Genomic DNA, 20525 nt, shown 5'->3' on the forward strand with positions numbered 1-20525 from the left:
CCCGTCATGCCTGATGACCATAGCGAGCTGGTCCCACCCCTTCCCATCCCGAACAGGACCGTGAAACAGCTCCACGCCGATGATAGTGCGGATTGCCCGTGTGAAAGTAGGTAATCGTCAGGCTCCTCTACAAGCGAGACCCCGGCCCTAAAAAGCCGGGGTTTTTGCTTTTCCGCTCTCCCTATAAGTGAGAGCGTTGTGGGATCGACGCCGAACAAAGTGCTTGACACGATTCGGATGTTCCCCCATAATCATCAGTTCTCTGCGGAGGGGTGCCCGAGTGGCTAAAGGGGGCAGACTGTAAATCTGTTGGCTTACGCCTACGTTGGTTCGAATCCAACCTCCTCCACCAGAATTCAGCTGTAGCAGTGACGGGCCGGTAAAGATTGCGCTAGCAGCTGCGCGATCGAAATGGCCGGCGAACCTCGCGGGTGTAGCTCAATGGTAGAGCAGAAGCCTTCCAAGCTTACGACGAGGGTTCGATTCCCTTCACCCGCTCCAGCGAAGCATTAAAGCGGTTCAGAGCAGTTTTCGCCCATGTGGCTCAGTGGTAGAGCACTCCCTTGGTAAGGGAGAGGTCGGCAGTTCGATCCTGCCCATGGGCACCAGCCGGATCTAGCGGGCGTCTAAAGCCCCGCATCGAGCAGGCAGCAGCAAGCCAGTGATTGTTTGCGCGCCCCGCGCAACGTACGGAAAAATCCTCTTAGGAGTCGAAAATGGCCAAGGGTAAGTTTGAGCGGACCAAGCCGCACGTGAACGTGGGCACGATCGGTCACGTTGACCACGGCAAGACCACGCTGACGGCAGCGATCACGACGGTTCTGACCGCGAAGTTCGGCGGCGAAGCGAAGGCGTACGACCAGATCGACGCAGCGCCGGAAGAAAAGGCACGTGGTATTACCATCAACACCGCGCACGTCGAGTACGAAACGGCTAACCGCCACTACGCACACGTCGACTGCCCGGGCCACGCTGACTACGTGAAGAACATGATCACGGGCGCGGCGCAGATGGACGGCGCGATCCTGGTGTGCTCGGCCGCTGACGGCCCGATGCCGCAAACGCGTGAGCACATCCTGCTCGCCCGTCAGGTCGGCGTGCCTTACATCATCGTGTTCCTGAACAAGTGCGACATGGTCGACGACGCCGAGCTGCTCGAGCTGGTCGAAATGGAAGTGCGCGAGCTCCTGTCGAAGTACGACTTCCCGGGCGACGACACGCCGATCATCAAGGGTTCGGCCAAGCTGGCGCTGGAAGGCGACAAGGGCGAACTGGGTGAGGTGGCGATCATGAACCTGGCCGACGCACTGGACACGTACATCCCGACGCCGGAGCGCGCAGTTGACGGCGCCTTCCTGATGCCGGTGGAAGACGTGTTCTCGATCTCGGGTCGCGGCACGGTGGTGACGGGTCGCGTCGAGCGCGGCATCGTCAAGGTCGGCGAGGAAATCGAAATCGTCGGTATCAAGCCGACGGTGAAGACGACCTGCACGGGCGTGGAAATGTTCCGCAAGCTGCTCGACCAGGGTCAGGCAGGCGACAACGTGGGTATCCTGCTGCGCGGCACGAAGCGTGAAGACGTGGAGCGTGGCCAGGTGCTGGCCAAGCCGGGTTCGATCACGCCGCACACGCACTTCACGGCTGAAGTGTACGTGCTGAGCAAGGACGAAGGCGGCCGTCACACGCCGTTCTTCAACAACTACCGTCCGCAGTTCTACTTCCGTACGACGGACGTGACGGGCTCGATCGAGCTGCCGAAGGACAAGGAAATGGTCATGCCGGGCGACAACGTGTCGATCACGGTGAAGCTGATCGCTCCGATCGCGATGGAAGAAGGTCTGCGCTTCGCAATCCGCGAAGGTGGCCGTACCGTCGGCGCCGGCGTGGTTGCAAAGATCATCGAGTAAGTTTTTTGCCAGTCTCGTTGATCGACTAAGTGGTTTCGGGGTTGGCGATGCCGCCAACCCCAAAATGGTTTAGGGGTATAGCTCAACTGGCAGAGCGTCGGTCTCCAAAACCGAAGGTTGGGGGTTCGATTCCCTCTGCCCCTGCCAACTTCTCGCGCTCAGGCGCGTTGTTCTTTAAGGTGTTATGGCGAATCCTTCCGTCGAAACTGTTAATACTTCCAGCGACAAGCTGATGCTTGCGGCGGGCGTATTGTTGGTTGTGGCCGGGTTCGTAGGGTTCTACTGGCTCGGTAGCCAGGAGTGGTATGTCCGCGGTGCAGCGCTCGCAGTGGGCGTGATCGCGGGGGTGGTGGTCGGTCTTCTCTCGGCGCCCGGCAAGAGCTTCATCGCGTTTGCCAAAGACTCGTACAAGGAAGTTCGCAAGGTCGTCTGGCCGACTCGCAAAGAGGCCACGCAAACGACCCTGGTGGTCTTCGGTTTTGTGCTGGCCATGGCCATCATTCTGTGGGTTTGCGACAAATCCATCGAGTGGGTGATTTTCTCGGCGATTCTGGGTTGGAAATGATATGAGCGATACACCGGCATCCCCGAGCGGAAAACGTTGGTATGTGGTGCACGCCTACTCCGGCATGGAGAAGAGCGTGCAACGTGCGCTTCAGGAGCGCATCGAACGTGCTGGCATGCAGGACAAGTTTGGCCAGATCCTCGTGCCGACTGAAGAAGTGGTCGAGGTGAAGGGTGGTCACAAATCGGTGACCGAGCGTCGTTTCTTTCCGGGCTACGTCCTGGTCGAGATGGAAATGACGGACGAAACGTGGCACCTCGTGAAGAACACGGCAAAGGTGACCGGTTTCGTCGGCGGGGCGCGTAATCGCCCGAGCCCGATTTCGCCGCGCGAAGTCGAAAAGATCATGTCGCAGATGCAGGAAGGCGTTGAGAAGCCGCGCCCCAAGACCCTGTTCGAAGTCGGCGAGATGGTCCGCGTGAAGGAAGGTCCGTTCACGGACTTCAACGGCAGCGTCGAAGAAGTCAACTACGAAAAGTCGCGCGTCCGGGTCTCCGTCACCATTTTCGGTCGCGCCACACCGGTCGAACTCGAATTCGGCCAGGTCGAAAAGCTGTAAATCGAATACTACGGATCGCGCCTCGGGTGCGATCCGTTTTTCCGCGCTTACGGTCCGCGTTATGGCCGTAGAGGAGCGCCAGTAGTCTAATCGGCTGTAGATGCCGCCAAAGCAGTTGGCACAGCGAAGATTGTGGCGAACGCGCGCTACCACTCACCAGAACGCTCACGCGTTCCAAAGAGGTTTCAACATGGCAAAGAAAATCATCGGCTTTATCAAGCTGCAGATTCCTGCAGGTAAAGCCAACCCGTCGCCGCCGGTCGGTCCGGCACTGGGTCAGCGCGGCCTGAACATCATGGAGTTCTGCAAGGCGTTCAACGCGCAGACTCAAGCGATGGAACCGGGTCTGCCGACGCCGGTCGTGATCACGGCATTCGCGGACAAGAGCTTCACGTTCATCCTGAAGACGCCGCCGGCCACGATTCTGATCAAGAAGGCAGCGAAGGTCGACAAGGGTTCGGCCAAGCCGCATACGGACAAGGTCGCTACGATCACCCGCGCGCAAGCCGAGGAAATCGCCAAGACCAAGATGCCGGACCTTACGGCAGCCGATATGGATGCAGCGGTTCGCACGATCGCTGGTAGCGCCCGCTCGATGGGCATCATCGTGGAGGGTGTGTAAATGGCTAAGGTTTCCAAGCGTCAAAAGGCACTGGCTGCCAAGATCGACCGCCAAAAACAGTACCCGATCGGCGACGCACTGTCGCTCGTGAAGGAATGCGCCACGGCGAAGTTCGACGAGTCGATCGACGTCGCAGTGCAGCTCGGCATCGATGCGAAGAAGTCGGACCAGGTCGTTCGCGGCTCGGTCGTTCTGCCCGCAGGTACCGGCAAGTCGGTCCGCGTTGCAGTGTTCGCGCAAGGTGAAAAGGCTGAACAAGCCAAGGCAGCAGGCGCAGAGATCGTCGGTATGGAAGACCTCGCCGAGCAGATCAAGGGCGGCAACCTGAACTTCGACATCGTGATCGCTTCGCCGGACACGATGCGCGTCGTCGGTACGCTCGGTCAGATCCTCGGCCCGCGCGGCCTCATGCCGAACCCGAAGGTCGGCACCGTGACGCCGGACGTGGCGACCGCGGTCAAGAACGCGAAGGCGGGTCAGGTGCAATTCCGTGTCGACAAGGCCGGTATCATCCACGCCACCATCGGCCGTGCATCGTTCGAGCCGACCGCGCTGCGCAGCAACCTGGACGCGCTCCTCGACGCGCTGACCAAGGCGAAGCCGGCAACGAGCAAGGGCGTGTACCTGCGCAAGATCGCTGTCTCGAGCACGATGGGCGTTGGCGTTCGCGTCGACCAGACGTCGCTCGCAGCGTAATAGTTTTGCCGCGTTGAAGCTCGAAAGGGCTGCAGCGCGGATTTAAAGGGCTTTGGGCGGTTGTGCAGCGGCGGTAAGCGCGGTGCAACCGGTTGTCAAAGACCGTTGGCGGAAGTGCAGCAGTTGGGTGCTTCCTTAATGCAAAGCCAACGCAGATGGCGAACCCGAAAAGGTTTTGAAGTGCTGATGTGAGCGGATGCAGGCGGTAACGCCTGACGATGCAAACTGATTTACTCCGGACTGGTCGGTCGCCGTTGTTGAACGCGGCACATGTAGCGAAAGCAAAGTGTGTCGAATCTGGAGGTTAACCGTGCCACTGAACAAAGAAGGTAAGCAGGCCGTCGTGGCTGAAGTCTCCGCGCAAGTCGCGAAGGCTCAGACCATGGTGCTGGCCGAGTATCGTGGAATCGCGGTTGGCGATCTGACCAAGCTGCGCGCGAAAGCGCGTGAGCAGCAGGTGTACCTCCGCGTGTTGAAGAACACGCTGGCGCGTCGCGCTGTCGAAGGTACCCCGTTTGCTCCGCTGGCAGAGCAGATGACTGGCCCCCTGATCTACGGCATCTCGGAAGATGCAATTGCTGCTGCGAAGGTCGTCAATGACTTCGCGAAGGGCAATGACAAGTTGGTCATCAAGGCTGGTTCCTACGAAGGCAAGGTGATGGACGTGGCAGGCGTGCAAGCGCTGGCCAACATCCCGAGCCGCGAAGAACTGCTCTCGAAGCTGCTGTTCGTTATGCAAGCTCCTGTTTCCGGCTTCGCGCGTGCTCTGGCCGCGCTGGCGGAGAAGAAGCAAGCAGAAGCTGCCTGATTTCAGGCAGACGAACGAGCAAGAGCGAGAAAGATCGCTAGCTGTTTCCGAATTCAAATCTGGAGTAATTTCAAATGGCAATCGCAAAAGAAGACATCCTCGAAGCCGTTGGCTCGATGTCGGTTCTTGAACTGAACGAACTGGTCAAGGCGTTCGAAGAGAAGTTTGGCGTGTCGGCAGCTGCTGTGGCAGTCGCTGGCCCGGCAGGCGGCGGCGCTGCTGCTGCTGCTGAAGAGCAGACCGAATTCACGGTCAACCTGCTCGAAGCCGGCGCAAACAAGGTTTCGGTCATTAAGGCCGTTCGTGAACTGACGGGTCTCGGCCTGAAGGAAGCGAAGGACCTGGTCGACGGCGCACCGAAGCCCGTGAAGGAAGCGGTGCCCAAGGCTGCTGCTGAAGAAGCCAAGAAGAAGCTGGAAGAAGCCGGCGCGAAGGCTGAAATCAAGTAAGTTTCAGCGCGCTGTGCGAAGGCTGGCGGTTTTTACACCGCCGGCCTTTTTGTGCTTTGTGGATTCTGCGTTTTTGTGTTCGATTTTTTAGAAGTCGGAGGCGGGATGCGGGATCCAGAAGCCAAAGAAAAACGTCTTTCGCCGGGTGAGTGCCTCAAGGGCATGATCTGTGCGCACGACGCTTCTCTTTGTCTTCTGAAGCGACTGCAGAAGGCAAGTTTGGTCGGGCAGCGGGCACGTTATGACAAGCCGAAATCCGTTGCCGTCAGCCAGCGGTTGGTAGAGGCCAACCACCAAGCTTCCAGGGCTCGCGAAGCCATCGGGTCTCAGTCGGTGAACACTCGGGTCGTCCTACCCGCCGTGATTCGGAGATCGTATGCACTATTCCTTCACCGAGAAGAAGCGTATTCGCAAGAGTTTCGCGAAACGCCCCATCGTTCACCAGGTTCCTTTCCTGCTGGCTACCCAGCTTGAATCATTCAGCACATTCCTGCAAGCAGAAACGGCGACCGCACAACGCAAACCGGAAGGTCTGCAGGCAGCGTTTTCGTCCGTTTTTCCTATTGTTTCCCATAACGGCTTTGCTCGTCTAGAGTTCGTCAGCTACATGCTGTCGTCGCCGGCATTCAACATCAAGGAATGCCAGCAACGCGGTTTGACGTACTGCTCGGCGCTGCGCGCCAAGGTCCGTCTCGTCCTGCTCGACAAGGAATCGCCGAGCAAGCCGGTCGTCAAGGAAGTGAAGGAACAGGAAGTGTACATGGGCGAAATTCCGCTCATGACGCCGACTGGTTCGTTCGTCATCAACGGCACCGAGCGTGTCATCGTCTCGCAGCTGCATCGCTCGCCTGGCGTGTTCTTCGAACACGACAAGGGCAAGACGCACAGCTCGGGCAAGCTGCTCTTCTCGGCCCGTATCATTCCTTACCGCGGTTCGTGGCTCGACTTCGAGTTCGACCCGAAGGACGTGCTGTACTTCCGCGTCGACCGTCGCCGCAAGATGCCGGTCACGATCCTGCTGAAGGCCATCGGCCTCACGCCGGAACAGATCCTCGCGAACTTCTTCGTGTTCGACAACTTCACGCTGATGCCGGAAGGCGCGCAGATGGAGTTCGTACCGGAGCGTCTGCGCGGTGAAGTCGCGCGCTTCGACATCAGCGATCGCGAAGGCAAGGTCATTGTCCAGAAGGACAAGCGCATCAACGCGAAGCACATTCGCGACCTCGAAAGCGCGAAGACGACGTACATTTCGGTCCCCGAAGATTATCTGCTCGGTCGCGTTCTCGCGAAGAACGTCGTCGACGGCGACACGGGCGAAGTGATCGCGAACGCGAACGACGAGATCACCGAAAGCGTGCTCGAGAAGCTGCGCGAAGCGAAGATCAAGGACATCCAGACGCTCTACACGAACGATCTGGACCAGGGTCCGTACATCTCGTCGACGCTGCGTATCGACGAAACCGCCGACAAGATGGCCGCGCGCATCGCGATCTACCGCATGATGCGTCCGGGCGAGCCGCCGACCGAAGAAGCGGTCGAGGCGCTGTTCAACCGCCTGTTCTACAGCGAAGAAGCGTACGACCTCTCGAAGGTGGGTCGTATGAAGTTCAACCGCCGCGTGGGCCGTGACGAAATCGTCGGCCCGATGACGCTGCAGGACGACGACATCCTCGCGACCATCAAGATCCTCGTCGAGCTGCGTAACGGCAAGGGCGAAGTGGACGACATCGACCACCTCGGCAACCGTCGCGTGCGTTGCGTGGGCGAACTCGCGGAAAACCAGTTCCGCGCGGGTCTCGTGCGCGTCGAACGTGCCGTGAAGGAACGCCTCGGCCAGGCCGAAAGCGAAAACCTGATGCCGCACGACCTGATCAACTCGAAGCCGATTTCGTCGGCGATTCGCGAGTTCTTCGGTTCGTCGCAGCTGTCGCAGTTCATGGACCAGACCAACCCGCTCTCGGAAATCACGCACAAGCGTCGTGTTTCCGCACTGGGCCCGGGCGGTCTGACGCGCGAGCGCGCAGGCTTCGAAGTCCGCGACGTGCACCCGACCCACTACGGCCGCGTGTGTCCGATTGAGACGCCGGAAGGTCCGAACATCGGTCTGATCAACTCGCTCGCACTGTACGCGCACCTGAACGAATACGGCTTCCTCGAAACGCCGTATCGCAAGGTGGCAGACGGCAAGGTGACCGACCAGATCGACTACCTGTCGGCGATCGAAGAAGGCCGTTACGTGATCGCTCAGGCGAACGCGGCGGTGGCTGAAGACGGCACGCTGACCGACGAACTGGTTTCGTCGCGTGAAGCGGGCGAAACGCTGATGGTCACGCCGGACCGCATCCAGTACATGGACGTGGCGCCGTCGCAGATCGTCTCGGTTGCAGCCTCGCTGATTCCGTTCCTCGAGCACGACGACGCGAACCGTGCACTGATGGGCTCGAACATGCAGCGTCAGGCCGTGCCTTGCCTGCGTCCGGAAAAGCCGGTCGTCGGTACGGGTATCGAGCGCACCGTTGCGGTCGACTCGGGTACGACGGTTCAGGCGCTGCGTGGCGGCGTGGTCGACTACGTCGATGCAGGCCGTATCGTGATTCGTGTGAACGACGACGAAGCGGTTGCTGGTGAAGTGGGTGTGGACATCTACAACCTCATCAAGTACACGCGTTCGAACCAGAACACGAACATCAACCAGCGTCCGATCGTGAAGATGGGCGACAAGGTTGCGCGCGGCGACGTGCTGGCTGACGGCGCATCGACCGATCTGGGCGAGCTCGCGCTCGGCCAGAACATGCTGATCGCGTTCATGCCGTGGAACGGCTACAACTTCGAAGACTCGATCCTGATCTCGGAGAAGGTGGTTGCGGACGACCGTTACACGTCGATCCACATCGAAGAACTGAATGTCGTTGCACGCGACACGAAGCTCGGACCGGAAGAAATCACGCGCGACATTTCGAACCTCGCGGAAGTGCAGCTTGGCCGTCTCGACGAGTCGGGCATCGTGTACATCGGCGCGGAAGTCGAAGCGGGCGACGTGCTCGTGGGCAAGGTCACGCCGAAGGGCGAAACCCAGCTCACGCCGGAAGAAAAGCTGCTGCGCGCGATCTTCGGCGAGAAGGCTTCGGACGTGAAGGATACGTCGCTGCGCGTGCCCTCGGGCATGAGCGGCACGGTCATCGACGTGCAGGTGTTCACGCGTGAAGGCATCCAGCGCGACAAGCGTGCTCAACAGATCATCGACGATGAACTGAAGCGCTATCGCCTCGACCTGAACGACCAGCTGCGCATCGTGGAAGGCGACGCGTTCCAGCGTCTCGCCCGCATGCTCGAAGGCAAGGTCGCCAACGGCGGTCCGAAGAAGCTCGCGAAGGGCACGAAGATCGAGCGCGCGTACCTCGAAGATCTGGATCACTACCACTGGTTCGACATCCGCCTCGCGGACGAAGAAGCAGCGGCGCAGCTCGAAGCGATCAAGAACTCGATCGAAGAGAAGCGTCACCAGTTCGATCTGGCCTTCGAAGAGAAGCGCAAGAAGCTCACGCAAGGCGACGAACTGCCGCCGGGCGTGCTGAAGATGGTCAAGGTGTACCTCGCGGTGAAGCGCCGTCTGCAGCCTGGCGACAAGATGGCAGGCCGTCACGGTAACAAGGGTGTGGTGTCGAAGATCGTTCCGATCGAAGACATGCCGTACATGGCCGATGGCCGTCCGGCAGACGTCGTGCTGAACCCGCTGGGCGTGCCGTCACGGATGAACGTGGGTCAGGTTCTCGAAGTGCACCTCGGTTGGGCCGCGAAGGGTCTGGGCTGGCGTATTGGCGAGATGCTTGCGCGTCAGACGAAGGTTGCAGAGCTGCGTGAGTTCCTCACGAAGATCTACAACGAATCGGGCCACAAGGAAGACCTCGACAGCTTCAGCGACGACGAGATCCTCGAACTCGCGAAGAACCTGCGCGAAGGCGTGCCGTTCGCAACGCCGGTGTTCGACGGTGCGACCGAAGAGGAAATGGGCAAGATGCTCGATCTGGCATTCCCGGACGACGTCGCCCAGAACCTCGGCATGACGCCCTCGAAGAACCAGGTGCGTCTGTACGACGGCCGCACGGGCGAGATGTTCGAGCGTACGGTGACCGTGGGCTACATGCACTACCTGAAGCTGCACCACCTTGTCGACGACAAGATGCACGCGCGTTCGACGGGTCCGTACTCGCTCGTCACGCAGCAGCCGCTGGGTGGTAAGGCGCAATTCGGTGGTCAGCGCTTCGGTGAAATGGAAGTGTGGGCGCTCGAAGCGTATGGCGCTTCGTATGTGCTGCAGGAAATGTTGACGGTGAAGTCCGATGACGTGACGGGCCGGACGAAGGTGTACGAGAACCTCGTCAAGGGCGACCACGTGATCGACGCGGGCATGCCGGAATCCTTCAATGTGCTGGTGAAGGAAATCCGCTCGCTCGGCATCGACATCGACCTCGACCGCAACTAATCGGACTACGGAGAGAAGGCAATGAAAGCTCTGCTCGATCTATTCAAGCAAGTCCAACAAGAAGAAGTTTTTGACGCGATCAAGATCGGTCTGGCCTCGCCGGACAAGATCCGCTCGTGGTCGTTCGGCGAAGTGAAGAAGCCGGAGACCATCAACTACCGTACCTTCAAGCCGGAACGGGATGGTCTGTTCTGCGCGAAGATCTTCGGGCCGATCAAGGACTACGAGTGCCTGTGCGGCAAGTACAAGCGCCTGAAGCACCGTGGCGTGATCTGCGAGAAGTGCGGCGTTGAAGTCACGCTGGCGAAGGTGCGTCGCGAACGCATGGGCCACATCGAGCTGGCCTCGCCGGTCGCGCACATCTGGTTCCTGAAGTCGCTGCCGTCGCGTCTGGGCATGGTGCTCGACATGACGCTGCGCGACATCGAGCGCGTGCTGTACTTCGAAGCATACGTGGTGATCGAACCGGGCATGACGCCGCTGAAGGCGCGGCAGATCATGACCGAAGAGGATTACTACAACAAGGTCGAAGAGTACGGTGACGAATTCCGTGCCGAAATGGGCGCGGAAGGCGTGCGCGAACTGCTGCGCGCGATCAACATCGACGAACAGGTCGAGACGCTGCGCACCGAGCTGAAGAACACCGGCTCGGAAGCGAAGATCAAGAAGTACGCGAAGCGCCTGAAGGTGCTCGAGGCTTTCCAGCGTTCGGGCATCAAGCCCGAATGGATGGTGCTCGAAGTGCTGCCGGTGCTGCCGCCCGAACTGCGTCCGCTGGTGCCGCTGGACGGTGGCCGTTTCGCGACTTCGGACCTGAACGATCTGTATCGCCGCGTCATCAACCGTAACAACCGTCTGAAGCGTCTGCTCGAGCTCAAGGCGCCGGAGATCATCGTCCGCAACGAAAAGCGGATGCTCCAGGAAGCCGTGGACTCGCTGCTCGACAACGGTCGTCGCGGCAAGGCGATGACGGGCGCGAACAAGCGTCCGCTGAAGTCGCTCGCCGACATGATCAAGGGTAAGGGCGGCCGCTTCCGTCAGAACCTGCTGGGCAAGCGCGTGGACTACTCGGGCCGTTCGGTCATCGTGGTGGGTCCGACGCTCAAGCTGCACCAGTGCGGTCTGCCGAAGCTGATGGCGCTCGAACTGTTCAAGCCGTTCATCTTCAACAAGCTGGAAACGATGGGCGTTGCCACGACCATCAAGGCTGCGAAGAAGGAAGTCGAGAACCAGACGCCGGTGGTGTGGGACATCCTCGAAGAGGTGATCCGCGAGCACCCGGTCATGCTCAACCGTGCGCCGACGCTGCACCGTCTTGGCATCCAGGCTTTCGAGCCGGTGCTGATCGAAGGTAAGGCAATCCAGCTGCACCCGCTCGTTTGCGCGGCGTTCAACGCCGACTTCGACGGTGACCAGATGGCCGTTCACGTTCCGCTGTCGCTCGAAGCGCAGATGGAAGCGCGTACGCTCATGCTCGCGTCGAACAACGTCCTGTTCCCGGCCAACGGCGATCCGTCGATCGTGCCGTCGCAGGATATCGTGCTGGGTCTGTACTACGCCACGCGTGAAGCGATCAACGGCAAGGGCGAAGGCATGACGTTCACGGGCGTGTCGGAAGTGCTGCGCGCGTACGAGAACAAGGAAGTCGAGCTGGCCTCGCGCGTGAACGTGCGTATTACCGAAATGGTCCACAACGAGGACAAGTCGGAAGGCGCACCGGCATTCGTGCCGAAGATCTCGCTGTACGCGACCACGGTCGGCCGTTCGATCCTGTCGGAAATCCTGCCGCCGGGTCTGCCGTTCTCGGTGCTGAACAAGCCGCTGAAGAAGAAGGAAATTTCGCGTCTGATCAACACCGCGTTCCGCAAGTGCGGTCTGCGCGAAACGGTGATCTTCGCTGACCAGCTGATGCAGTCGGGCTTCCGCCTCGCAACGCGCGCCGGTATTTCGATCTGCGTGGACGACATGCTCGTGCCGCCGCAGAAGGAAACCATCGTCGGCGAAGCCGCGAAGAAGGTGAAGGAGTACGACCGTCAGTACATGTCGGGTCTCGTCACCGCGCAGGAACGCTACAACAACGTGGTCGACATCTGGTCGAACACGTCGGAAGCGGTCGGCAAGGCGATGATGGAGCAGCTCGCGACGGAACCGGTGATCGACCGCGACGGCAAGGAAACGCGTCAGGAATCGTTCAACTCGATCTACATGATGGCCGACTCGGGCGCGCGGGGTTCCGCAACCCAGATTCGCCAGCTGGCGGGTATGCGCGGCCTGATGGCGAAGCCGGACGGCTCGATTATCGAAACGCCGATTACCGCGAACTTCCGCGAAGGTCTGAACGTGTTGCAGTACTTCATCTCGACCCACGGTGCACGTAAGGGTCTGGCTGATACGGCACTGAAGACCGCGAACTCGGGTTACCTGACGCGTCGTCTCGTCGACGTCACGCAGGATCTCGTGGTCGTCGAGGAAGATTGCGGCACGTCGAACGGCGTGGCGATGAAGGCCCTCGTGGAAGGCGGTGAAGTCGTCGAAGCGCTGCGCGACCGTATTCTCGGCCGTGTGGCGGTGGCGGACGTCGTCAATCCGGAAACGCAGGAAACGATCTACGCTTCGGGCGACCTGCTCGACGAAGACGCGGTCGAAACGATCGAAAGCCTCGGCATCGACGAAGTGCGCGTGCGCACGCCGCTGACCTGCGAAACGCGTTACGGTCTGTGCGCATCGTGCTATGGCCGCGACCTGGGCCGTGGTTCGCGCGTGAACGTCGGCGAAGCCGTCGGCGTGATCGCAGCACAGTCGATCGGCGAACCGGGCACGCAGCTCACGATGCGTACGTTCCACATCGGTGGTGCGGCGTCGCGTGCGGCAGTGGCCTCGTCGGTGGAAGCCAAGTCGAACGGTACCGTGCGCTTCACGGCGACGATGCGTTACGTTACGAATGCGAAGGGCGAGCAGGTCGTCATCTCGCGTTCGGGCGAAGCCATCATCGCCGACGATCACGGCCGCGAGCGCGAGCGTCACAAGGTGCCGTACGGCGCGACGCTGCTGCAGCTCGATGGCGCAGCGATCAAGGCCGGTACGCAGCTCGCAACGTGGGATCCGCTCACGCGTCCGATCATCACCGAGTACGGCGGTACGGTGAAGTTCGAGAACGTCGAGGAAGGCGTGACCGTGGCCAAGCAGATCGACGACGTCACGGGTCTGTCGACCCTCGTCGTGATCGACGTGAAGCGCCGCGGTTCGCAGGCGGCGAAGAGCGTGCGTCCGCAGGTCAAGCTGCTCGACGCGAACGGCGACGAAGTGAAGATCCCGGGCACGGAGCATTCGGTGCAGATCGGCTTCCAGGTCGGCGCACTGATCACCGTGAAGGACGGTCAGCAGGTGCAGGTCGGTGAAGTGCTCGCACGTATCCCGACCGAAGCCCAGAAGACGCGTGACATTACCGGTGGTCTGCCGCGTGTGGCGGAACTGTTCGAAGCACGTTCGCCGAAGGACGCAGGTATTCTGGCGGAAGTCACGGGTACGACGTCGTTCGGTAAGGACACGAAGGGCAAGCAGCGTCTCGTTATCACGGACCTCGAAGGCAATCAGCACGAGTTCCTGATCGCGAAGGAAAAGCAGGTGCTGGTCCACGACGGTCAGGTCGTCAACAAGGGCGAAATGATCGTGGACGGCCCGGCCGATCCGCACGACATCCTGCGTCTGCAGGGGATCGAGGCGCTGTCGCGTTACATCGTGGACGAAGTGCAGGACGTGTACCGTCTGCAGGGCGTGAAGATCAACGACAAGCACATCGAAGTGATCGTGCGTCAGATGCTGCGTCGTGTGCAGATCACCGACAACGGTGATACGCGCTTCATCCCGGGCGAGCAGGTCGAGCGTTCGGACATGCTGGACGAAAACGACAAGATGAACGCCGAGGACAAGCGCCCGGCAACGTACGAGAACGTGCTGCTGGGTATTACGAAGGCATCGCTCTCGACCGATTCGTTCATCTCGGCGGCATCGTTCCAGGAAACGACCCGCGTGCTGACCGAAGCGGCGATCATGGGCAAGCGCGACGATCTGCGTGGCCTGAAGGAAAACGTAATCGTCGGTCGTCTGATTCCGGCTGGTACGGGTCTCGCCTTCCACAAGGCGCGCCGTGCGAAGGAATCGTCGGATCGCGAGCGTTTCGACCAGATCGCAGCGGAAGAAGCGTTCGAGTTCGGTACGCCGGAAACCCCGGCCGCCGAGCCGCAGCCGCAACAGCCGCATACGACGGACGAGTAAGCGCGGGGCGGCGCAAGCCGCCTTTCGCTGCGGGCTCACATGCCCTCGCAAAAGCCGCCTGGTTTTCACCGGGCGGCTTTTTTATTGGCGCGCGCGTTTCTCGCTTACGCCTGCGGCCTCGTGCCGCAGTGCCGGCCCGCTCGCTGCGCACATCGGTGAGGCGTGCTAACGTAGCGCGCCAAGTCCGCCTGTGTGGGTCTTTTCGTACGACACTGGCGGCGTTTATCTGAATCTGGAGGCGGTAATCATGTGGGTGGTCGGGGTCGGTCTCATCCTGAATCTGGTGGCATGTGTCGCCAGCTTTTCGCAGCTGCTGCATCACGTCAGCAATCAGTCCGCGGCGAACTTCTTCGCGACCTTCCTCGTGATGTGGGCCTTCCTGATCATCGGTTTCATCATGCTGCTGGCGGGCAGGGTCAAGGGCGGCGCTGCGCTGCTGACGATCGGCTCGCTGATGTTCGTCGGCGCCAACGTCGTGCTCTTCGGGGCCAGCGCATTCACGATCGCAGCGGCCATCGTGGCCGTCGTAACGATCGTCGGCGCGTTTCGGATCGTGCGCCGACGCCTCGCTGCCTGACGAACCCGCTTCACCCTGGTGGTTCGCGTTCGCGATCTGCGCGCGCGACTTCCGCGGTTTCTCCTGGCCGAATGGCCAATCTTCACGGTAGCGGCGGTTAAGGCGCGTCCGGGTTGGTAAAATCCTGCCCACCGCCTCAGCTCCGCACGCTCACCGCTTTCATGTCCCGTTCCCTCGAAATCCTCAACGAAGTCTTCGGCTATCCCGCGTTTAGAGGGCAGCAAGCCGAAATCGTCGAGCACGTTGCAGGGGGCGGCGATTCGCTGGTGCTCATGCCGACCGGCGGCGGAAAATCGCTCTGCTACCAGATTCCCGCGCTCGTGCGGCACGAAGCCGGGCTTGGTGCCGGCATCGTCGTGTCGCCGCTCATCGCGCTTATGCAGGACCAGGTGGCCGCGCTCACGGAAGTGGGCGTGCGCGCCGCCTATCTCAACTCGACGCTGAGCGGCGCCGAAGCGGCGGCGACCGAGCGGGCGCTGCGCGAAGGCGATCTCGACCTGCTTTACGTCGCGCCCGAGCGCCTCATGACGTCGCGCTTTCTCGACCTGCTCGAGCGCACTCGCATCGGCCTCTTCGCCATCGACGAAGCACACTGCGTCTCGCAATGGGGCCACGACTTCCGGCCCGAATATATCCAGCTCTCGGTGCTGCACGAGCGCTTTCCGAACGTGCCGCGCATCGCGCTCACGGCAACCGCCGACGCCATCACACGCGACGAGATCGCGCACCGTCTCGCGCTCGACGACGCCCGTGTGTTCGTCTCGAGCTTCGACCGGCCGAACATCCGCTACCGCATCGTCGAGAAGGACAACGCGCGTTCTCAGTTGCTCGACTTCATCCGCGCGGAGCACACGCGCGCCGACGGCACCTCGGATGCGGGCGTCGTCTACTGCCTCTCGCGCCGCAAGGTCGAAGAAACGGCCGAGTGGTTGAAGGGGCAGGGGTTGCGCGCGCTGCCGTACCATGCCGGCATGGAATTCGAGGTGCGCCAGAAGCACCAGGAGATGTTCCAGCGCGAGGAGGGCGTGGTGATGTGCGCCACCATCGCGTTCGGCATGGGCATCGACAAGCCAGACGTGCGGTTCGTCGCGCATCTGGATTTGCCCAAGAGCGTGGAAGGCTACTACCAGGAAACCGGCCGGGCGGGGCGCGACGGGCTGGCGGCCAACGCGTGGATGGCCTACGGCCTTGGCGACGTGGTGCAGCAGCGCAAGATGATCGACGAGTCCGAGGCCGACGAGCAGCACAAGCGCGTGCAGACGGGCAAGCTCGACGCGCTGCTGGGCCTGTGCGAAGCGGCCACGTGCCGGCGCGTGCGCCTGCTCGCGTACTTTGGCGAAGAGAGCAAGCCGTGCGGCAACTGCGATACCTGCCTCGAGCCGCCCGCCACGTGGGACGCCACGCGTGAGGCGCAAATGGCGCTCTCGTGCGTGTTCCGCGCGCAGCGCGCGAGTGGCTTCAATTTCGGCGCCGGCCACCTGATCGACATCCTGCGCGGCAACCGCAACGAAAAGATCCTGCAGCGCGGGCACGAAAAGATCTCCACCTTCGGCATCGGCTCCGCGCTATCGGAGCCGGAATGGCGCGCAATCTTCCGGCAACTGGTGGCGTTCGGGTATCTCACCGTCGACCATGACGGCTACGGCTCGCTCGTGCTCACCGAGGCGAGCAAGGCGGTCCTCAAGGGCGAGCAGAATGTCACGATGCGCCGCTACGTGAAGCCCACGCGTACGCGTACGTCGTCGAGCCGCACGAGCGAGCGCGCCGATCCGACCCTTGGTATGAGCCCGCGTCAGCGCTCGCGCTGGGAGCGCCTGCGCCTGTGGCGCACCGAGACTGCGAAGAGCGAGGGCGTGCCGGCCTACGTCATCTTCCACGACGCTACGCTGGCGGAAATCGCGCGCAACGGCCCGGAGTCGGTGGACGAACTGCGCGACATCCCGGGTATCGGGGCGCGCAAGCTCGAGCGCTTTGGCGAGGAGCTCGTCGAGGTCGTCGGCGACGAATAAGGCGCGCTGTTCCCCACCGGGTATTCCGGACGCCGCCGGATTGTCACGGCGCTGTCACTTCCTCTGTCGTCCGAAATGTCGCAAGCCATTGACTCGCTTGGTCTTTTCGGAATATCATGCTGGGTTCCGGTCTTTGGGATGTCTGTGCTCGTCAATTGATTTGACGAAAACTAACGTCAAATAACCAGTTCCGGAGTTCGATACGTATGGTTTTCCGCTTTGCCCGGAAATAAATGCGTCGATTTTGTTCAATTTCAGGAATAAACAATGCCAACCATCAATCAACTGGTTCGCAAAGGCCGCGCTTCGGAAGCTACGAAGAGCAAGTCGCCGGCCCTGCAGGACTGCCCGCAGCGTCGCGGCGTGTGCACCCGTGTGTACACGACGACGCCGAAGAAGCCGAACTCGGCACTCCGTAAGGTCGCCAAGGTGCGCCTGACGAACGGCTTCGAAGTCATTTCGTACATCGGTGGTGAAGGCCACAACCTGCAGGAACACTCGGTCGTGCTGATCCGCGGCGGCCGTGTGAAGGACTTGCCGGGTGTGCGTTACCACATGGTTCGTGGCTCGCTGGATACCCAGGGCGTCAAGGATCGTAAGCAGGCTCGTTCGAAGTACGGCGCGAAGCGCGCGAAGGCTGCGAAGTAAGAGTCAAGCGTCGTCTGCGCTTTCGAGTGCCGGCGATAAAAGCGACAGGTGCCGGATTGGCCGGTGCTGTCGAGTAAGTGGTCACCCGACCAGGCTGGTAAGTCGTAATGGATGAATCGGGTTAGTTGGTGGCCGCGGAGCGTAGGGTTCAATCCACGCTTCAACTGAAAAGTTAAAGGAAGAAACATGCCGCGTCGTCGCGAAGTCCCCAAGCGGGAAGTGTTGCCGGATCCGAAGTTCGGCAACGTTGATGTAGCCAAGTTCATGAACGTGCTGATGCTCTCCGGCAAGAAGTCGGTTGCCGAGCGTATCGTGTACGGCGCTTTCGAACAGATCCAGACCAAGGGTGGCAAGGACCCGCTGGAAGTGTTCACTGTCGCGCTCAACAACGTGAAGCCGGTGGTGGAAGTGAAGAGCCGCCGCGTTGGTGGTGCGAACTATCAGGTTCCGGTCGAAGTGCGCCCCTCGCGTCGTATGGCATTGGCGATGCGTTGGCTGCGTGAAGCCGCGAAGAAGCGCAGCGAGAAGTCGATGGCCCTGCGTCTGGCAGGTGAGCTCTCCGAAGCGGCCGAAGGCCGTGGCGGCGCGATGAAGAAGCGCGACGAAGTTCACCGGATGGCAGAAGCGAACAAGGCGTTCTCGCACTTCCGCTTCTAAGAGAAAGCCCTTACCGGGGCCTGCTCAAAAAACGGAAAAAATTCCGGGCGGGTGCGCTTATCGAGCGCCTCGCCCGTTTGTGTTCAGGCGCGTTGGGATCAACCCGGTCGGGATCGATCCGGCGCGCACCTCCCGATAGAGGATCAAAGTGGCACGCAAGACTCCTATCGAGCGCTACCGCAACATCGGTATTAGCGCTCACATCGACGCCGGCAAGACGACGACGACCGAGCGCATTCTGTTTTACACCGGCGTGAACCACAAGATTGGTGAAGTTCACGACGGCGCCGCGACCATGGACTGGATGGAGCAGGAACAGGAGCGTGGTATCACGATCACGTCCGCTGCTACGACCGCGTTCTGGAAGGGCATGGGCGGCAACTACCCCGAGCACCGCATCAACATCATCGACACCCCGGGCCACGTCGACTTCACGATTGAAGTCGAGCGCTCGATGCGCGTGCTCGACGGCGCGTGCATGGTCTACTGCGCTGTGGGCGGCGTGCAGCCGCAGTCGGAAACGGTGTGGCGTCAGGCGAACAAGTACAAGGTTCCCCGTCTCGCGTTCGTCAACAAGATGGACCGTACCGGCGCGAACTTCTTCAAGGTCTACGACCAGCTGAAGAACCGCCTGAAGGCGAACCCGGTTCCGGTCGTGGTGCCGATCGGCGCGGAAGAAAACTTCAAGGGCGTCGTCGACCTCCTGAAGATGAAAGCGATCATTTGGGACGAGGCCTCGCAAGGCACGAAGTTCGACTACGTCGACATCCCGGCTGAACTCGTTGACACGTGCAACGAGTGGCGCGAAAAGATGATCGAGTCGGCTGCTGAAGCCAGCGAAGAGCTGATGGAAAAGTACCTCGGCGGCGAAGAGCTGTCCGAAGCGGAAATCGTCAAGGCGATCCGCGACCGGACCATCGCTTGCGAAATCCAGCCGATGCTGTGCGGCACCGCGTTCAAGAACAAGGGCGTGCAGCGTATGCTCGACGCCGTGATCGACTTCCTGCCGTCGCCGGTGGACATTCCCCCGGTCACGGGCGAACTCGAAAACGGCGAGAAGGCAGAGCGCCGCGCATCCGACGACGAGAAGTTCTCGGCACTCGCGTTCAAGATCATGACCGACCCGTTCGTCGGCCAGCTGATCTTCTTCCGCGCGTACTCGGGCGTCGTCAACTCGGGTGACACCGTGCTGAACTCGACCAAGGGCAAGAAGGAACGCCTCGGCCGTATTCTGCAGATGCACGCGAACAACCGCGAAGAAATCAAGGAAGTTCGTGCAGGCGACATCGCCGCAGCCGTTGGCCTGAAGGAAGCAACCACGGGCGACACGCTGTGCGACCCGCAAAACCCGATCATCCTGGAACGCATGGTGTTCCCGGAGCCGGTGATTTCGCAGGCCGTCGAGCCGAAGACCAAGGCTGACCAGGAAAAGATGGGCCTCGCCCTGAACCGCCTGGCACAGGAAGACCCGTCGTTCCGCGTCCAGACGGACGAGGAATCGGGCCAGACCATCATTTCGGGTATGGGCGAGCTCCACCTCGAAATTCTGGTCGACCGCATGAAGCGCGAATTCAACGTGGAAGCGACCGTCGGCAAGCCGCAGGTTGCGTACCGCGAAACGATCCGCGCCACGGCGAAGGATGTCGAAGGCAAGTTCGTCAAGCAGTCGGGCGGTCGCGGCCAGTTCGGTCACGCTGTCATCACGCTTGAGCCGAACGAGCAGGGCAAGGGCTACGAGTTCCTGGACGAGATCAAGGGCGGTGTGATTCCGCGCGAATTCATCCCGGCGGTGGACAAGGGTATCCAGGAAACGCTGAAGGCTGGCGTGCTGGCGGGCTTCCCGGTCGTCGACGTGAAGGTTCACCTGACGTTCGGTTCGTACCACGACGTTGACTCGAACGAAAATGCGTTCCGCATGGCTGGTTCGATGGCGTTCAAGGAAGCAATGCGCAAGGCGCAGCCGGTCATCCTCGAACCGATGATGGCTGTGGAAGTCGAAACGCCGGAAGACTACATGGGCAACGTGATGGGCGACCTGTCGGGCCGTCGCGGTATCGTCCAGGGCATGGAAGACATGGTTGGCGGCGGCAAGATCGTTCGCGCTGAAGTGCCGCTGTCGGAAATGTTCGGCTACTCGACGTCGCTGCGCTCGCTGACGCAAGGTCGTGCAACGTACACGATGGAATTCAAGCACTACGCAGAAGCACCGCGTAACGTGGCCGACGCGATCATCAGCGCGAAGGCGAAGTAAGCATCGGCGCTCATTTGAG

General features: G+C 61.1%; 14 protein-coding genes, 4 tRNA genes and 1 rRNA gene. All 19 read left to right on the forward strand.

The genetic code is table 11. The annotated features are described in order from the left end of the window. Positions 1–9: 9 nt before the first annotated feature. Positions 10–123: ribosomal RNA gene (gene rrf, locus AB4Y42_RS32750) — 5S ribosomal RNA — on the forward strand. A 143-nt stretch (positions 124–266) separates the two neighbouring features. Beyond that, positions 267–352, forward strand: a tRNA-Tyr gene (locus AB4Y42_RS32755). A 75-nt stretch (positions 353–427) separates the two neighbouring features. Further along, positions 428–501 (forward strand) — tRNA-Gly (locus AB4Y42_RS32760). A gap of 32 nt (positions 502–533) precedes the next feature. Next, positions 534–608: transfer RNA gene (locus tag AB4Y42_RS32765), tRNA-Thr, on the forward strand. A 108-nt stretch (positions 609–716) separates the two neighbouring features. Next, positions 717–1907 (forward strand): elongation factor Tu, encoded by a 1191-nt coding sequence (gene tuf / locus AB4Y42_RS32770; RefSeq protein WP_028371383.1) that lies wholly within the window; start codon positions 717–719, stop codon positions 1905–1907. A 71-nt stretch (positions 1908–1978) separates the two neighbouring features. Then, positions 1979–2054, forward strand: a tRNA-Trp gene (locus AB4Y42_RS32775). 37 nt (positions 2055–2091) lie between these two features. After that, complete coding sequence (gene secE / locus AB4Y42_RS32780) at positions 2092–2472, forward strand: preprotein translocase subunit SecE (protein WP_028208940.1); 381 nt, start codon at positions 2092–2094, stop codon at positions 2470–2472. Between the two features lies 1 nt (position 2473). Further along, positions 2474–3031 (forward strand): transcription termination/antitermination protein NusG, encoded by a 558-nt coding sequence (gene nusG, locus AB4Y42_RS32785; protein WP_028208939.1) that lies wholly within the window; start codon positions 2474–2476, stop codon positions 3029–3031. A 190-nt stretch (positions 3032–3221) separates the two neighbouring features. Continuing rightward, on the forward strand, positions 3222–3653 hold the full coding sequence (rplK, locus tag AB4Y42_RS32790; protein ID WP_028208938.1) for a 50S ribosomal protein L11: 432 nt from the start codon (positions 3222–3224) through the stop codon (positions 3651–3653). Then, a complete protein-coding gene (rplA, locus tag AB4Y42_RS32795) occupies positions 3654–4349 on the forward strand; it encodes a 50S ribosomal protein L1 (protein WP_042272956.1) in 696 nt (231 codons plus the stop codon). Positions 4350–4659: 310 nt separating this feature from the next. Beyond that, on the forward strand, positions 4660–5157 hold the full coding sequence (gene rplJ, locus AB4Y42_RS32800) for a 50S ribosomal protein L10 (protein WP_069269335.1): 498 nt from the start codon (positions 4660–4662) through the stop codon (positions 5155–5157). A 74-nt stretch (positions 5158–5231) separates the two neighbouring features. Continuing rightward, on the forward strand, positions 5232–5606 hold the full coding sequence (rplL, locus tag AB4Y42_RS32805; RefSeq protein WP_027821097.1) for a 50S ribosomal protein L7/L12: 375 nt from the start codon (positions 5232–5234) through the stop codon (positions 5604–5606). A gap of 376 nt (positions 5607–5982) precedes the next feature. Further along, positions 5983–10089, forward strand: a complete 4107-nt coding sequence (rpoB, locus tag AB4Y42_RS32810) for a DNA-directed RNA polymerase subunit beta (RefSeq protein ID WP_069269333.1) — start codon at positions 5983–5985, stop codon at positions 10087–10089. Between the two features lie 21 nt (positions 10090–10110). Next, entirely contained in the window at positions 10111–14364 is a 4254-nt protein-coding gene (gene rpoC / locus AB4Y42_RS32815; RefSeq protein WP_368691422.1) for a DNA-directed RNA polymerase subunit beta', read from the forward strand. A 247-nt stretch (positions 14365–14611) separates the two neighbouring features. Continuing rightward, entirely contained in the window at positions 14612–14941 is a 330-nt protein-coding gene (locus tag AB4Y42_RS32820) for a hypothetical protein (RefSeq protein WP_368691423.1), read from the forward strand. Positions 14942–15102: 161 nt separating this feature from the next. Then, positions 15103–16950 (forward strand): DNA helicase RecQ, encoded by a 1848-nt coding sequence (gene recQ, locus AB4Y42_RS32825; RefSeq protein WP_368691424.1) that lies wholly within the window; start codon positions 15103–15105, stop codon positions 16948–16950. A 267-nt stretch (positions 16951–17217) separates the two neighbouring features. Then, positions 17218–17598 carry a 30S ribosomal protein S12 gene (gene rpsL, locus AB4Y42_RS32830; RefSeq protein WP_027797953.1) on the forward strand — a complete coding sequence of 127 codons (381 nt, stop codon included), beginning with the start codon at positions 17218–17220 and terminating at the stop codon, positions 17596–17598. Positions 17599–17784: 186 nt separating this feature from the next. Then, positions 17785–18255, forward strand: coding sequence for a 30S ribosomal protein S7 (gene rpsG, locus AB4Y42_RS32835; RefSeq protein ID WP_006053291.1), 471 nt, complete (start codon positions 17785–17787; stop codon positions 18253–18255). Positions 18256–18403: 148 nt separating this feature from the next. Beyond that, positions 18404–20506, forward strand: a complete 2103-nt coding sequence (fusA, locus tag AB4Y42_RS32840; protein WP_368691425.1) for an elongation factor G — start codon at positions 18404–18406, stop codon at positions 20504–20506. Positions 20507–20525 lie beyond the last annotated feature (19 nt).

Origin of the sequence: Paraburkholderia sp. EG286B, from assembly GCF_040965655.1 — a bacterium.
In the GTDB taxonomy this organism is placed as follows: Bacteria; Pseudomonadota; Gammaproteobacteria; order Burkholderiales; family Burkholderiaceae; genus Paraburkholderia.

Bases quoted from the DNA above. Each gene is read 5' to 3' on its own strand.
- tuf (WP_028371383.1), top strand. From the start codon at position 717: ATGGCCAAGGGTAAGTTTGAGCGGACCAAGCCGCACGTGAACGTGGGC.
- secE (WP_028208940.1), top strand. From the start codon at position 2,092: ATGGCGAATCCTTCCGTCGAAACTGTTAATACTTCCAGCGACAAGCTG.
- nusG (WP_028208939.1), top strand. From the start codon at position 2,474: ATGAGCGATACACCGGCATCCCCGAGCGGAAAACGTTGGTATGTGGTG.
- rplK (WP_028208938.1), top strand. From the start codon at position 3,222: ATGGCAAAGAAAATCATCGGCTTTATCAAGCTGCAGATTCCTGCAGGT.
- rplA (WP_042272956.1), top strand. From the start codon at position 3,654: ATGGCTAAGGTTTCCAAGCGTCAAAAGGCACTGGCTGCCAAGATCGAC.
- rplL (WP_027821097.1), top strand. From the start codon at position 5,232: ATGGCAATCGCAAAAGAAGACATCCTCGAAGCCGTTGGCTCGATGTCG.
- rpoB (WP_069269333.1), top strand. From the start codon at position 5,983: ATGCACTATTCCTTCACCGAGAAGAAGCGTATTCGCAAGAGTTTCGCG.
- rpoC (WP_368691422.1), top strand. From the start codon at position 10,111: ATGAAAGCTCTGCTCGATCTATTCAAGCAAGTCCAACAAGAAGAAGTT.
- AB4Y42_RS32820 (WP_368691423.1), top strand. From the start codon at position 14,612: ATGTGGGTGGTCGGGGTCGGTCTCATCCTGAATCTGGTGGCATGTGTC.
- recQ (WP_368691424.1), top strand. From the start codon at position 15,103: ATGTCCCGTTCCCTCGAAATCCTCAACGAAGTCTTCGGCTATCCCGCG.
- rpsL (WP_027797953.1), top strand. From the start codon at position 17,218: ATGCCAACCATCAATCAACTGGTTCGCAAAGGCCGCGCTTCGGAAGCT.
- rpsG (WP_006053291.1), top strand. From the start codon at position 17,785: ATGCCGCGTCGTCGCGAAGTCCCCAAGCGGGAAGTGTTGCCGGATCCG.